Origin of the sequence: Brevundimonas sp. DS20, from assembly GCF_001310255.1 — a bacterium.
Lineage (GTDB): Bacteria > Pseudomonadota > Alphaproteobacteria > Caulobacterales > Caulobacteraceae > Brevundimonas > Brevundimonas aurantiaca.
This window is the reverse complement of sequence record NZ_CP012897.1, coordinates 1,999,299-2,011,991: the sequence shown is the minus strand read 5'-3', so window position 1 is coordinate 2,011,991 and position 12,693 is coordinate 1,999,299. Positions and strand designations below refer to the sequence as shown.

The 12,693-nt window shown below is 65.8% G+C and carries 13 protein-coding genes and 1 tRNA gene; 7 read left to right on the top strand and 7 right to left on the bottom strand.

All coding sequences use genetic code 11. The features are described 5' to 3' along the window. Nucleotides 1-30: 30 nt before the first annotated feature. Together JL11_RS09810 and JL11_RS09805 are read left to right on the top strand one after the other, a co-directional pair. A complete protein-coding gene (locus JL11_RS09810; protein WP_054765510.1) occupies nucleotides 31-846 on the top strand; it encodes a ferredoxin--NADP reductase in 816 nt (271 codons plus the stop codon). A gap of 149 nt (nucleotides 847-995) precedes the next feature. Then, the gene (locus tag JL11_RS09805) at nucleotides 996-1,328 is read left to right on the top strand and encodes a chorismate mutase (protein ID WP_054765509.1); all 333 of its coding nucleotides are present in this window, start codon (nucleotides 996-998) and stop codon (nucleotides 1,326-1,328) included. On the opposite strand, the gene JL11_RS09800 is transcribed toward JL11_RS09805, so the two are convergent. After that, nucleotides 1,325-1,678, bottom strand: a complete 354-nt coding sequence (locus JL11_RS09800) for an Hpt domain-containing protein (RefSeq protein ID WP_054765508.1) — start codon at nucleotides 1,676-1,678, stop codon at nucleotides 1,325-1,327. The genes JL11_RS09805 and JL11_RS09800 overlap by 4 nt on opposite strands. Then, a complete protein-coding gene (locus tag JL11_RS09795; protein WP_054766916.1) occupies nucleotides 1,678-3,090 on the bottom strand; it encodes an amino acid permease in 1,413 nt (470 codons plus the stop codon). Before JL11_RS09795 ends, JL11_RS09800 begins: the two co-directional genes overlap by 1 nt. A 156-nt stretch (nucleotides 3,091-3,246) precedes the next feature. Here JL11_RS09795 and JL11_RS09790 point away from each other — a divergent pair. The 5 genes from JL11_RS09790 to JL11_RS17965 all read left to right on the top strand — a co-directional run bounded on the left by JL11_RS09790 (nucleotide 3,247) and on the right by JL11_RS17965 (nucleotide 8,354). Continuing rightward, nucleotides 3,247-3,322: transfer RNA gene (locus JL11_RS09790), tRNA-Lys, on the top strand. 289 nt (nucleotides 3,323-3,611) lie between these two features. After that, the gene (locus JL11_RS09785) at nucleotides 3,612-4,172 is read left to right on the top strand and encodes a hypothetical protein (RefSeq protein ID WP_054765507.1); all 561 of its coding nucleotides are present in this window, start codon (nucleotides 3,612-3,614) and stop codon (nucleotides 4,170-4,172) included. A gap of 1 nt (nucleotide 4,173) precedes the next feature. After that, the gene (locus JL11_RS09780) at nucleotides 4,174-5,694 is read left to right on the top strand and encodes a PepSY-associated TM helix domain-containing protein (protein WP_054765506.1); all 1,521 of its coding nucleotides are present in this window, start codon (nucleotides 4,174-4,176) and stop codon (nucleotides 5,692-5,694) included. A gap of 123 nt (nucleotides 5,695-5,817) precedes the next feature. Continuing rightward, the gene (locus tag JL11_RS09775; RefSeq protein ID WP_054765505.1) at nucleotides 5,818-7,896 is read left to right on the top strand and encodes a TonB-dependent siderophore receptor; all 2,079 of its coding nucleotides are present in this window, start codon (nucleotides 5,818-5,820) and stop codon (nucleotides 7,894-7,896) included. A gap of 203 nt (nucleotides 7,897-8,099) precedes the next feature. Beyond that, complete coding sequence (locus tag JL11_RS17965; protein ID WP_082382672.1) at nucleotides 8,100-8,354, top strand: helix-turn-helix transcriptional regulator; 255 nt, start codon at nucleotides 8,100-8,102, stop codon at nucleotides 8,352-8,354. A gap of 54 nt (nucleotides 8,355-8,408) precedes the next feature. Here JL11_RS17965 and JL11_RS09770 read toward each other — a convergent pair. The 5 genes from JL11_RS09770 to JL11_RS09745 form a co-directional block, all read right to left on the bottom strand. Continuing rightward, nucleotides 8,409-9,598, bottom strand: a protein-coding gene (locus JL11_RS09770) for an IS3 family transposase (protein WP_165906610.1) whose coding sequence is annotated in 2 segments (ribosomal slippage) — nucleotides 8,409-9,346 and nucleotides 9,346-9,598 — 1,191 coding nt in all. Because the reading frame shifts where the segments join, the coding sequence is not laid out codon by codon here. Nucleotides 9,599-9,806: 208 nt separating this feature from the next. Beyond that, nucleotides 9,807-11,405, bottom strand: a complete 1,599-nt coding sequence (locus JL11_RS09760) for an integrase arm-type DNA-binding domain-containing protein (protein WP_197273294.1) — start codon at nucleotides 11,403-11,405, stop codon at nucleotides 9,807-9,809. 202 nt (nucleotides 11,406-11,607) lie between these two features. Then, entirely contained in the window at nucleotides 11,608-11,865 is a 258-nt protein-coding gene (locus JL11_RS09755) for a helix-turn-helix domain-containing protein (protein WP_054765504.1), read from the bottom strand. Next, nucleotides 11,831-12,277: a hypothetical protein gene (locus JL11_RS17505; RefSeq protein WP_054765503.1), complete on the bottom strand. Its 447-nt coding sequence runs from the start codon at nucleotides 12,275-12,277 to the stop codon at nucleotides 11,831-11,833. Before JL11_RS17505 ends, JL11_RS09755 begins: the two co-directional genes overlap by 35 nt. Before the next feature lie 48 nt (nucleotides 12,278-12,325). Beyond that, complete coding sequence (locus tag JL11_RS09745) at nucleotides 12,326-12,667, bottom strand: hypothetical protein (protein WP_054765502.1); 342 nt, start codon at nucleotides 12,665-12,667, stop codon at nucleotides 12,326-12,328. Nucleotides 12,668-12,693 lie beyond the last annotated feature (26 nt).

Genomic DNA, 12,693 nt, shown 5'->3' with positions numbered 1-12,693 from the left:
GACCGGTTCTCAGACTAGAGAGGCCGCACCATGACCGACGCCGCCCTCTCCCCCGCCCCTGCGAAAGCCAGTCCGTTCAACGAACTTGAGGTCCTGTGGGTTCGCCACTGGACCGACAGCCTGTTCAGCTTCGGCGTGAAGCGGCCGGAGGACTTCCGATTCCGCTCGGGCGAGTTCGTGATGATCGGCCTGCCCGGCGAAGACGGCGGAAAGCCGATCCTGCGCGCCTATTCCATCGCCAGCCCCTGCTGGGCCGAGGAGCTGGAGTTCTTCTCGATCAAGGTCGCCGACGGCCCCCTGACCTCGCGGCTGCAAAAGATCGTGGCCGGGGACACGGTGCTGATGGGAAAGAAGCCGACCGGCACCCTGGTGCTGGACGCCCTGACCGGCGGCGAGCGGCTGTTCCTGATCGGCACGGGCACGGGTCTGGCGCCCTGGCTGAGCGTGGCGCGCGATCCGGAGACCTATTCCCGCTTCGGCCATGTCTATGTGATCCATACGGTGCGGAACGTCGCCGACCTGGCTTACCGTGACTTCTTCACCCGCGAGATCCACGACGACCCCCTGATCGGCGACGAGGCCAGGGCGCAGCTGACCTATTATCCCACGGTCACGCGCGAGGAATTCCAGACCCCCGGCCGCATCACCGACCGGATCAAGGCGGGCGACTTCTTCCGCGACCTGGGCCTCCCCGAAGGCTTCGATCCGGCCAAGGACCGCGTCATGCTGTGCGGCTCCATGGCCATGATCAAGGAGGCCGGGGAACTGCTGGAGACCTATGGGCTGAAGGAAGGCTCCAACGCTGAACCGGCCGACTATGTGCTGGAGCGGGCCTTCGTCGGCTGACACTTGAATAATCCGCTCATCCCGGCGAAAGCCGGGACCCAGATCTTTGGGCGATCCCTGTCTCTCGACGATCTGCGCCCTTGATCCCAGACACCAGTGTGGCGAAAGCACTGGGTCCCGGCTTTCGCCGGGATGAGCGGAAAGTTTTGATGCACCACCCTGCCCTTGTCGCCGTCGACGCCCGCGTCGATCCCGCCGAATGCCAGTCGATGGCCGAGGTCCGCCAGGGCGTCGACGCCCTGGACCGCGCCCTGGTCGCCCTGCTGGCCGAACGCCAGCGCTATATGGAGGCGGCCGCCCGCATCAAGCCCGACCGCGACGCCGTCTTCGACCAGGCCCGCATCGACGACGTGGTAGCCAAGGTGCTGACGGCCGCGCAAGCGCACCACCTGTCGCCCGAGATCGCCGAACCGGTCTGGCGCCTGCTGATCGACCGGTGCATCGCCCATGAGTTCGCGGTGTACGACCGGACTCGAAGCTAGGCCTTAAGACCCCGCAGCATCAGCTCGTGGCGATAGGCCGCCACGTCGGCCAGCGCCGCCTCGAGGGCGTCGCGCACCCGCTCCAGCGCCGGCGCCGCAAGAGCCTGTTCGACCGTTTCCGCCTCGGCGCAGATCGCCGCCAGATCGCCGGCGCCGATCCCCGCCGCGGCGCCCCGGATGGTGTGGACCCCGTCGCGCCAGCCGTCGGCCCTGGGGTTCAGCAGCACGGACCAGAGGGCGGCCTGTTCGACGAAGAGGCCCAGCACCTCTTCCGAAATCGCCGCATCATCGCCGGTCATGTCCTCCAGCACGCCGAAATCGACGGCGCCGGTCAGGTCGCGTCGGGCCATCAGGCGGCCTCTTCCTCGCCCTTGGCCAGGCGGGAGTTCCTGGACGACCAGGCCAGATAGATGAGCACGCCGATCAGGTTCCAGACGACGAAGCCGATCTGGGTCACCGGCTTCAGGCTGAGGAAGAAGACGACGCAGCCGATCACGGTGACGGCGCCCACCAGGGGCCACAGGGGCGCCTTGAACACGCGGCGTCGGCCCGGCTCGCGAATCCGCAGCACGATCAGGCAGACGCCCACGGCGCAGAAGGCGGCCAGAGTGCCGGCGTTGGCCAGGGAAGCCAATTCGTCCAGCGGCAACAGCCCAGCCAGGATCGCCACCACCACAGCCGTAAAGACCGTCACCACCGCCGGAACGCCGCGCGCCGAGACCTTGGCCAGCCGACGCGGCAACAGGCCGTCGCGCGCCATGCCCAGGAAGATGCGGCTCTGGCCGAACAGGAAGGCCAGCAGCACGGTCGGAAGGGCGATCACCGCCGCCGCCGCGATCCACTGGGCCGCCGTGCCCTGCCCCATTTGGCGCAGGATCAGGGCCAGGGGCTCGGGGCTGTCGGCGAAGTCGGAGACTGGCCGGGCGCCGATGGCGGCGGCGGCGACCACCAGATACAGGGCCGTGCAGACCAGCATGGAGCCGATGATGCCGATGGCCAGGTCCCGCTCAGGCTTCTTGGTCTCCTCCGCCGCCGTGGAGATGGCGTCGAAGCCGTAGAAGGCGAAGAAGATGATGGCCGCCGCCGCCATGACCCCCGTCTGGACGAAGGGGGCGCCGAAGCCGTTGGGCATGAAGGGGGTGAAGTTCTCGGGCTTGAAGGCCGGCAGGGCGATGGCGACGAAGACGACCAAGGCGGCGATCTTGATGACCACCAGGACCGCGTTCAGGGTTGCGCTCTCCTTGGTGCCCAGCAGCAGCAGGCCGGTCACCACCCCGATGATGGCGACGGCCGGCAGGTTGATGATTCCCCCGGCGTGCGGCCCCGCCGTCAGGACCGCCGGCAGATCGACACCCAGGCCGGTCAAAAACCCAACCGCATAGCCCGACCAGCCCACCGCCACGGCCGAGACCACCAGCGAATATTCCAGGATCAGGCTCCAACCGACGACCCAGGCGATCATCTCGCCCAGAACGGCGTAGGAATAGGTGTAGGCGCTGCCCGCCGTCGGCATCATGGTCGACAGTTCGGCATAGGCCAGGGCGGCGCAGACGCAGACCAGGCCCGCCAGGCCAAAGCTGATCAATACCGCCGGCCCCGCCAGACCCGCCCCGACCCCGATCAGGGTCAGAATGCCGGTGCCGACGATGGCGCCCACGCCCAGGGCCAGCAGATGCGGCCAGCTGAGCGTCGGTTTCAGCCGCGGCCCGTCGTGCGGCGCCGTCATGACATCGATCGAACGACGCCGGTTCCAAAAGGCCATGATGCTCACTCCCCCACCGTCTTTGCGGCTGATTCGGCCGAGACCATGCCCGTCAAAGAAAGTTTGCGAAAGCGCTTGCCAAGCCCGGAACGGGTGGGTAGTAGGAGCGCCCTTCGGCGAGGCGCTCGTCTTCGCCGAAGTCGCGACGATCGGTGTGGGTGATTAGCTCAGTCGGTAGAGCAGCTGACTCTTAATCAGCGGGTCCACAGTTCGAACCTGTGATCACCCACCATCGTCTTATTGATTTCATTGAACATTTTTACCTAACCTCCTGGGCCACCGTTTCTCGGATAGAGAAAAACGGTGAAAAAAACGGTCGACTTTGGGGGCTGTCGGTTGCCCGCGTCGCCGAGGCCTCCTGAGACCACGTCCATAGATAAAATCTATCGCCACGCCTCCTGACCATCCGTCAGTCGCGACATCGGGCCCGAAACCACAACGCGATGAGCAAACCGCGCGCCTTCAATGCGAATGCGTCTCAAATTCCTTGATTGAGGCGCTGGGTTTGCTAGGACTCGGGGATGACATCCATCCTGCTCGCCCTATTCGGCTCCATCGTCGGCGTCGGCGCCGTGGCCTTGTTGCACCTGAAATGGCGCGGCGACGTCCGGAGCCGGGCCTTTGTGGCGGGAGGCTGGGCGGCTGTGGCCGTGTCGATCGGCCTGTGGGCGATCGCGTTCGAACCGGACGTGGGCGCGGCCTTCGCCGTCCTGGCTATGACAGTCGTCGCCCTGGGCCTGGTCGGTCGAGGCGTCGATTTGCCCGCTCTGGGGCGGTTTCCGAGCGTACGGCGCATTCCCAACCCTGAACCCGGCGGCAAGCCCTCCTGGACCGGCGTCGCCGCGCGCACGCTCGCGGTCGTTGCGGCCGCCCCCGCCGTGAGCATGAGCCTGGGCCTGCTGGTCTGGGTGGTGACCCCGGCGCATGAGTCCACGCGCTTCGTGCTCGCCGTCTTCAGCTTCCTTCTCGCCTTCGCCGCCCTTCTGGTCTGGGGCCTGAGCGCGGTGCGGCCTTGGCGCGCACTGGGCCTGATCACCCTGCTCGGCGCAGCGGCCGCCGTTCCCGTCGCGGCGGCGCTTTAAGATGGCCCGTTCGATCTGGCCCAAGTCGCCGCCCGGCTTCGTCCGGCGCCTGCTGGCGGGTCACAAGGTCCTGGGCCTGGCCCTGAGCGGCATCCTCTATCTGATCTGCCTCACCGGCTGGATCGGGGTCTATTATGTCGAGGTCGAGCGGTGGGAGCGTCCCAATCTGCCGGAGTTCACCACCGTGTCGCCGGAGGCCGCGGCTGTGGCGATCTCGGACAGCCGCCGCGCCATGCTGGCCGACACGCACCGGGGCCCGCTGGACACCGATCTGTTCGTCGGCCTGCCGACGGAGGCCATGCCGCGCATGGTGGGCGGCTGGGGCCACGAGGCGCGGGCCTATGACGCCCACGGCGCCTATGCCGGCGACGCCCGTCATGACCTGACCCATTTCCTGACCGAGCTTCACTATTATCTGCATCTGCCGGAGACCTTCGGCATGATCGTGGTTTGCCTGTTCGGCGTGGGCATGATGGCGCTGCTGATCGGCGGCGCCCTGGCCCATCCCCGGATGTTCCGCGACGCCTTCTCGCTGCGGCCCCGCAAGGAGGGCCAACTGGCGCGGGTCGATGTTCACAACCGTCTGGGGACCTGGACCCTGCCCTTCGCACTGGCCATCACCCTGACCGGGACGATGATCGGTCTGGCGCAACTGATGGCCCTGGCGCTTGGAACCTTCGCCTACGACGGCAACGTGCTGAAGCCCTATGAGCCGATCTTCGGCGCCCAGTCCGAAATCGAGGCCGCGACCGGAGGGCGGGTTCTTCAGGGGGATCCCGCGATCCTGAAGGCGATTCAGCAGATCCGCGCAGCGGAGCCGGATCAGCCGATCAGTTTCATCGCCGTCCATATGGTCGGCACGCCGCAGGAATCGATCGAGATCACCACCAAGCCGCCCCATCGGCTGGTCTATGGCGAAACCTGGCGGTTCGACGCCGATGGGAACCTGGTCGGCAGCCACAATATGTCGGACGGTCCCGCCGGCCGACAGGTCGCGGCCAGCGTCTACAGCCTGCATTTCGGCGATTTCGGCGGCCAGCCCGTGAAACTGATTTATGCGCTTCTGGGCCTAGGCCTGACGGTGATGATTGCCGCCGGCATGGACATCTGGCTGGTCAAGTCGGCGAGCAAGGGACGTCCGCGCCCGGCGCTACACCGGCTCTGGATCGTGCTGGTCTATGGCGCGCCGACGGCCATCGCCCTGACCTTCGCGACCTCCATGCCCACCGGACTTAACCCCGTCGCCCTCTTCTGGAGCCAGATGGTCATTCTCGGCGTCGGATTGCTGGTCAGCATGCGGTTGACCGACGCACCGGCGGCCGAGACGTCGCGGTGGATGCGGTTTGTGCTCGGCGTATCCGTCCTGGCCATGCCGGCGAGCCACCTGCTGGTGCATGGGTCCATGACCCAGGCGGCCCTCCAGGTCAGCCTACCCCTGGCCCTGATCGGCCTGGTAGTGGCGACGACGGCCCTTCCCTTCCGGGCGGCGGCCGGGGTCCGCCAGACTGTCCCGGCCGAGTAGCGCTCTTCAAGCCACAGTCGCGGCTTTTCCCCCGCGCCCTAAGAAGACGCCTTGACCCGGAGAAGTTCATAATGCGATGCAGTCGCAAACGTGAACTTCCCGCTCCTCTTGAGGCCTCCCCCCATGCTTCGCTCCGCCCTGCTCGCTTCGGCTTCGGTCTCGCTTCTCGGCCTGGCCGCTGGTCCCGCCCTGGCTCAAACGACAGCGTCGGACGAGGTCGGCGAAATCGTCGTCATGGGCAAGCGCGTGATCCGCGAGTCGGCCGGCGCGACGGGTCTGGACCTGTCGCTGCGTGAAACGCCGCAGTCGGTCACCGTCGTCAGCGCCGCCCAGATCAAACAGTTCAACTTGACCGACGTGAACCAGCTTCTGGCGACCCTGCCCGGCGTCAACGTCGAGGCGGTCGAGACGGACCGAACCTATTACACGTCCCGCGGCTTCGACATCGTGAACTTCCAGGTGGACGGCGTAGGCCAGCCGCTGGACTGGGGCCTGCAGGCCGGTGCGCTGGACGTCGCTCAATATGAACGGGTCGAAGCCGTGCGCGGCGCCAACGGACTGATGACCGGCACGGGCAATCCCTCGGCCACGATCAACTATATTCGCAAGCGTCCGACCGAAGACTTCCAGGCCTCGGCCTCTGCCGGATACGGGACCTGGGACGAGACGCGCCTGACAGCAGACGTCTCCGGCCCGATCAACGAGTCGGGGACGGTGCGTGGCCGGATAGTCTACGCCAACACCGACAGCGACTCCTACCTCAACTATTACGGGGTCAACCGGAACCTCTACTACGGCATCCTGACCTGGGACGTGACGCCCAAGCTGAACGCCACGGCCGGCTTCTCGCGTCAAGACAATCTGGCGACGGGCGTGAACTGGGGCGCCCTGCCCCTGGTCTATTCGGACGGAACGCCGATCGATTACGACCCTTCCGAAACCACCGGGGCGCCCTGGACCTACTGGGACACCCACCACGACATCGGTTTCGGCGAACTGTCCTACGCCTTCGACAACGGCTGGACGATCAAGGGCGTCTACACCCATCGCGAATCCGAGGAAGACGCCAAGCTACTGTACGCCTACGGCAATCCGGACCCGACCACCGGCCTGGGCGTAACCGCCATGAGCGGCAAATATCCGTCAGAGCTCGAGCAGAACATGTTCGACGTGATCGCCAACGGGGACTTCGGCCTGTTCGGACGGCGCCACCAGGTGGTGCTGGGCTTCAACACCGCGACCAACGACAGCCTGAAATGGGAGGCCTTCGCCGACTATTTCGACTATCCGGCCTACCAGGGCGCCCATGTCGTCGCGCCGGCGGAGCCGACCTATCCGGACGCCTATTTGGCCGAAGACGTCGAGGACCGGCTGACCCGCGCCTATGGCGCCGTCCATCTCAACCTGACCGACAGTCTGACCGCCGTGCTCGGCGTCAACGCCATCGAGGTGAAGACCACCGGCTCCTCCTACGGCACGTCTCAGGACCGCGACGAGAACAAGGTCAGCCCCTATGTCGGCGTGGTCTATGACCTGAACGCCAATGTCTCGCTCTACGCCAGCTATTCGGATCTGTTCACGCCGCAGTCGGAAAACGATATCGACCACAACCGCCTGGCCGCCGCCGAGGGCCGCAGCTATGAGGCGGGCGTGAAGAGCGAATGGCTCGACGGCCGTCTTTACGCCACCGCCTCGATCTTCAAGTCGGAACAGGATGGCCTCGCGGAGTATGCGGGCTACATTCCAGGCACCTTCGACAGCTATTACATCGGCGTCGACACCGTCGCTGAAGGCTATGAGTTTGAGGTGGCCGGCCGGATCACCCCGCAGTGGACCGTGGGCGGCGGCTTCACCGACCTGTCCGTCGAGGATGGCGCGGGGGCCGACACGCGCCTGTATCTGCCGCGCCAGTCGCTGAAACTGAACACCACCTACACTCTGCCCCAGTACAACAACCTGACCCTGGGCGGCGCCGTCCGGTGGCAGAGCGAGATTTCCACGGTCGACCTGGGCACGACGGTGACCCAGGACGCCTATGCCGTGGTCGATCTGCTCGCCGCGGTCGATCTGACCGACCATGTCCGGGCCACGGTCAACGCCAAGAACCTGTTCGACGAGACCTATTTCGGCAGCCTGATGTGGAGCCAGGCCTTCTACGCCCCGCCGCGCAGCGTCATGGTCACTTTGGATTATCGCTTCTGATCGGGCCTCGCCGTATCCGAGGACCAGCCAAAGCCTGAGCCGCAGTTCGATCGTGGAGGACGCGGGCCCCTTGGGTTGGCTTGTCTCATGGCCGCGACCGGAGTTCGTCTGGACCGAAGACCTCCGACCGTAGGCTTCCGTATATGATCTTCCCGATCGTGTTTGGAGACTCGCAGGTCCAAACACGATCGAGGATCTGAGTCATGGAAGAAGTGACACGCGTTCCTGGCCGATTTCTAAGAACGCCGGAAGCCGGCCGCTTGCTCGGCTTGTCCAGCAGAACGCTGGAAAAGCATCGGACATGTGGAACGGGCCCCCGATACCGGAAACTGGGCGGGCGAGTGGTCTATGCGGAAAATGAGCTTCTGGCTTGGGCCGACGCCGGGCTGAGGCTGTCCACCACCGATCCCGCCGTCCTCCCCATGACGCCGCCTGATTCCGGACGTCCGATCCGCTAAAGGCAATAGCGGGCTCGGCTTCAGCGGAAGACAGGATGACGTGACCCCCGTTTCTCATCCAGCCATAACGAGAGTCCTAGGTTGATCTGAGCTGTGATCGGCTGGGTTGGCAAGAGGCCGGTCTGCGCAGCCATCAACCAGCGCAGCAGGCCGGCCGATGTGTCCGGTGAGCGCTTCTGCATAAGCCTGCGGCGTCAGCCACCCGAGCTTCGAGTGCGGACGCTGCTCGTTGTAATCGCGTCGCCACGCCTCCAGCACGGCGCGAGCGTGCGGCAGCGAGCGGAACAGCGTCTCGTTCAGCAGCTCGTCACGCAGCCGCCCGTTGAAGCTTTCGTTGAAGCCGTTCTGCTGGGGCTTGCCCGGCGCGATGTAGTGCCAGCCGACGCCGGTGTCGTCGGCCCAGGCCAGGACCGCGTTCGAGGTGTACTCCGTGCCGTTGTCGCTGACGATGGTGTCGGGCCGCCCTCGCTGCCGGATGACGGCGTCCAACTCCCGCACGACCCGCGCGCCCGACAGCGAGGTGTCGGCCACCAGCGCCAGGCACTCGCGCGTACAGTTATCGATCACCGTCAGGATGCGGAAGCGCCGCCCGTCCGTCAGCTGGTCTGCGACGAAGTCCAGCGACCAGCGCTGGTTGGGCGCCAGCGGCAGGTCCAGCGGTCGCCGCGTGCCCATCGCTCGCTTCCGGCCGCCGCGCCGGCGCACCGTCAGTTGCTCGTCGCGATAGATCCGCTGGACCCGTTTCCTGTTGACCGCATGGCCCTCGCGCCGCAGCAGCACGTGCAGGCGACGATAGCCGAACCGTCGACGTTCCTGGGCCAGGGCCTTCAGCCGGTCGCGCAGAGCGCCGTCGTCCGGGCGCGTCGCCTGATAGCGCACGCTCGTCCGATCGACGCCCAGAACACGGCACGCCCGCCTTTCGCTCATCTCGTAGGCGGCCTGCAGATGGCCAGCCGCCTCGCGATAGCCGGCGGGCGTCACCACTTTTTTCCCAGCAGGTCCTTCAGGGCCACGTTGTCCAGCATCGCGTCCGCCAGCATCCGCTTCAGCCGGGCGTTCTCATCCTCGAGCGCCTTGAGCCGCCGAGCCTCCGACACGTCGAGCCCGCCAAACTTGGCCTTCCATTTGTAAAAGGTCGCCGAGCTGACCCCGTGGCGTCGGCACACCTCCGCCGTCGCTACACCGGCCTCCTGCTCCCGCAGGATCCCGATGATCTGCTCTTCCGTGAACCTCGATCGCTTCATTCTGTCCGTCCTTCGTTGGGCGGACTCTAGCTATTCCTGGAGGAGTTTCAGGGGGTCACGTCAGATATCGTACGATCTCTGGCCGGAAAACGATCATCGCTGTTTCAATCGGCGGCTCCTTTCCATCAAGCCATTGATCTGGCCCGTGCCCCAACTGCTCAGGCCTCCACGGTCAAGATTTCGGGGCGCCCGCCTTAACAGGTTCGCGTCAGCGCGTGACGGGCCCGGTCTCCGCCTTGGCCCTTTCCAGGCGCGCTCGCCCGGCCCGGCTGCGCCGCGAGGGAGCGTCGATCAGTACTGACGGCAGAGCGTGAACCGCAAGCCGGGCGGCCTGAACTTCGAGCTTGCGCAGCGCGGCGCGAGAGCCGCCCTTCAACCGGGCCACATCAGGGTTCTCGGCCATCAAGTCTTCCAACAAGGCGCGGCTTGTGCTGTTCAGCCAACGGCTGAGATCGTCGCTGGGGCGCCTGCCGCGTCCGACGGCGGCGCCTAGGATAAACCGGGACAGTTTTTCCTGCTGGGCGCGCAGATGATCGCGCATCAGCTTGGAGCGGGTGATGTAGCCGGCGTTTACGCCGGGCAGCGAGTGGTTCATCAGGAGGTGCATGTCCACCTCCGAGACCTCCGCAGCCTGACCCAGGGTGCGATAGGTCTGGCGCAGATCATTGCCCCAGTGGCTGAGGACCCCGCGCTTCTCCTTATGCTCCTGCAGATGGCCGCTCGGCGCGTCGCTTGGAAAGAGCCATGTCCGCCCGTTGTCCGGATAGATGATCGGCCCGATGCGGCGCAGACGGAAGACGCATTCCATCATGGCGCGAGACAGGGGAATGTCGAAGGCCTTGGCCTCTCCGCCCTTGGGCTTGGTCAGGCGCAAGACGCGTTCACGCAGGTCGAGGTCGGCGATGCGGACATTCTTCATCACCTCGGGGCGCGATCCGGAGAGCAACAGAAAGAGGTGAAACTCCCTGCGGACCGGGTTCTGGATCTTGGCGAGTTGTTCGAACCAGGCCGGAAGGTCGGTGCCCCCCATGGCGGTGTCCTTGCGGTGCTCAGGATTCCAGTCCACCGCGCTCACCGGATTCTCAGGCGGGAGTTTGCGACAGGTCTTGCGGGCGTGGTTATAGACGGATCGGAAACTTCGCATCGCGCCATTGGCGATCGCCGGGCCGTTGTTCTGGGTGATGAGGTCGTGCCGATCGGCGACCAGACGGGGCGCGTCGCCGAACTCCGACAGCGGCCGGTCGAGCCAGTCGGCGAACAGCCGCTCCATATGATCCGTATAGCTGCGAAGCGTGCCTTCCGCTCGCTTCTTGCGCAGCAGATGCGAAGCCTTGAAGCGACGCCAGGCCTCGCCGAGGGTCGGCACGCCGTCGGACGAGGTGATCGGCGCCCCGTCTACATCGGCGGGGATCGGCTTGACCTTCTTGACCCTGGGCGGCCGAGGATCCTCGCCTTTGCCGATCCGGCCGATCAGCGCCTTGGCCCGACTGCGCGCTTCGCGCGAGTTGATAGTCCCGACCTCGCCGACCGCCATCCGGATAGTGGTCCGGGCGCCGTCCTCGCCGTGAAGATCGGCTTGGATGGTGAAGGTCTTGGAGGTCTTGCCCACGACCACGAAGAAGCCGCCGAGGTCGGTGTCGCGAGCGATGTAGGGGCGATCGCGGGCGAGGGGCAGGCCGATCAGATTCTTGTCTGTGAGGGTCAAACGCAGGTTCGACATTTGCTGACTTTTTCGCGTGAAAAACGGTGAGATCGGGGCCGGAAAAACGGTGAGAAAAACGGCGAAATTGACCGGCCTGGTCAGCACCGTTTCAACCCGCAAATCTACGATAGCCCACGCCGTAACGCGAAAACACTCAATTATATCAATAAACTGGATCGCACACTTTCGCTGATTTGGCGGTGTTCGGAGCGCCGTACATCGGCATCTCTTAATCAGCGGGTGCACAGTTCGAACCTGTGATCACCCACCATCGTCGCCCTGCTCCATCAGGACTTGTCCGACGCCTTCAGGCGCGACCGCTGACCGTGAGGTCGCGGGGCGGAAGGACGTCTTCCAGGTCGGCGTGGAGGGCGCGGCAAAGACGCCAGAGGGTGGCGCTGTAAACCTTCCCCCTGCCCGCCTCGATGGCCGACAGCTCCGCAATCGAAATCGCACTGGTCCGCGCCAGCTCGGCGAGGTTCAGCCCCATGCCCTTGCGAAGCTCCGACAACCGGTCCCCGACATAGCGGTCAGTCGCGTCGATCGGTTCGGCCGTCATGCTCATGGGCGGCCTCCGATCGCAGAAGCCCTGCGAACAGGGCGGCGAGCAGACCCGCGAACAGCACATAGGAGGTGCTGATATAGGCCCGGCCGAGAATCTCCGGATTGAGCGCGAAGCTGAGATGCGTCACCGCCTGGGCGAGTTGGAACGCCGCCGCCCAGACCAGCCAGCGCGCGGGCCTGCGCCAAGCGATCGCCGCCAACAGCCCCAGATAGGCCGCGTCCACCCCCATGATCAGCCACTGGGCGGCGTCGGGGTTGGCGCGATCCTGCACCAAGGCGCTGAGCACCGACCCCGCCACCATGCCCAAGGCCGCCAGCCGCGCCGACCCGTCGCCCTTCCAGAGGGCGACGAGAAGGCAGACCGCCATGGCGACGGTCAGACCGATTTGCAGCGGCGTGTGTAGCGATTGCATAGGTCTTCGTGGCGCGCGCCGTCCGACCTTGCAAGTCCAGCGTCACCATCAGGCGGCGGCCCGAAGACGAGCGGTCCTGGGCTGGTCGGTTTCGGGCTTGCCTGTCAGCGGCCCCATCAGTCGCGTCTCGCGCCCAATGAGCGCCGGCGCGGCCTGTTCCAGCGCCGCATGGGCCGCCACCAGACGGGCTCGCGCTTCGCCGAAAGCCCGAATGGCCTCGGTGGTCTCCGAAACGGCCTGAGCGGCCAAGACGGCCGAAAGGCGATGATCCAGCCGCGTCTCCGCCATCAGGCTGACGAGGGCGCTCGCCGCCATCAGACCTTGGTCGGCCTGGTCCTCCGCCCGAAACAGGGCGTTCGCGATCGTTTGCGCGATTTCAAGTCTTTGCATTGTCCGCTCCCCGACGCCGAGCTGTC

Coding starts and splice junctions, on each gene's coding strand:
- JL11_RS09810 (WP_054765510.1), top strand. CDS start 31: ATGACCGACGCCGCCCTCTCCCCCGCCCCTGCGAAAGCCAGTCCGTTC.
- JL11_RS09805 (WP_054765509.1), top strand. CDS start 996: ATGCACCACCCTGCCCTTGTCGCCGTCGACGCCCGCGTCGATCCCGCC.
- JL11_RS09800 (WP_054765508.1), bottom strand. CDS start 1,678: ATGGCCCGACGCGACCTGACCGGCGCCGTCGATTTCGGCGTGCTGGAG.
- JL11_RS09795 (WP_054766916.1), bottom strand. CDS start 3,090: ATGGCCTTTTGGAACCGGCGTCGTTCGATCGATGTCATGACGGCGCCG.
- JL11_RS09785 (WP_054765507.1), top strand. CDS start 3,612: ATGACATCCATCCTGCTCGCCCTATTCGGCTCCATCGTCGGCGTCGGC.
- JL11_RS09780 (WP_054765506.1), top strand. CDS start 4,174: ATGGCCCGTTCGATCTGGCCCAAGTCGCCGCCCGGCTTCGTCCGGCGC.
- JL11_RS09775 (WP_054765505.1), top strand. CDS start 5,818: ATGCTTCGCTCCGCCCTGCTCGCTTCGGCTTCGGTCTCGCTTCTCGGC.
- JL11_RS17965 (WP_082382672.1), top strand. CDS start 8,100: ATGGAAGAAGTGACACGCGTTCCTGGCCGATTTCTAAGAACGCCGGAA.
- JL11_RS09755 (WP_054765504.1), bottom strand. CDS start 11,865: ATGAGCATGACGGCCGAACCGATCGACGCGACTGACCGCTATGTCGGG.
- JL11_RS17505 (WP_054765503.1), bottom strand. CDS start 12,277: ATGCAATCGCTACACACGCCGCTGCAAATCGGTCTGACCGTCGCCATG.
- JL11_RS09745 (WP_054765502.1), bottom strand. CDS start 12,667: ATGCAAAGACTTGAAATCGCGCAAACGATCGCGAACGCCCTGTTTCGG.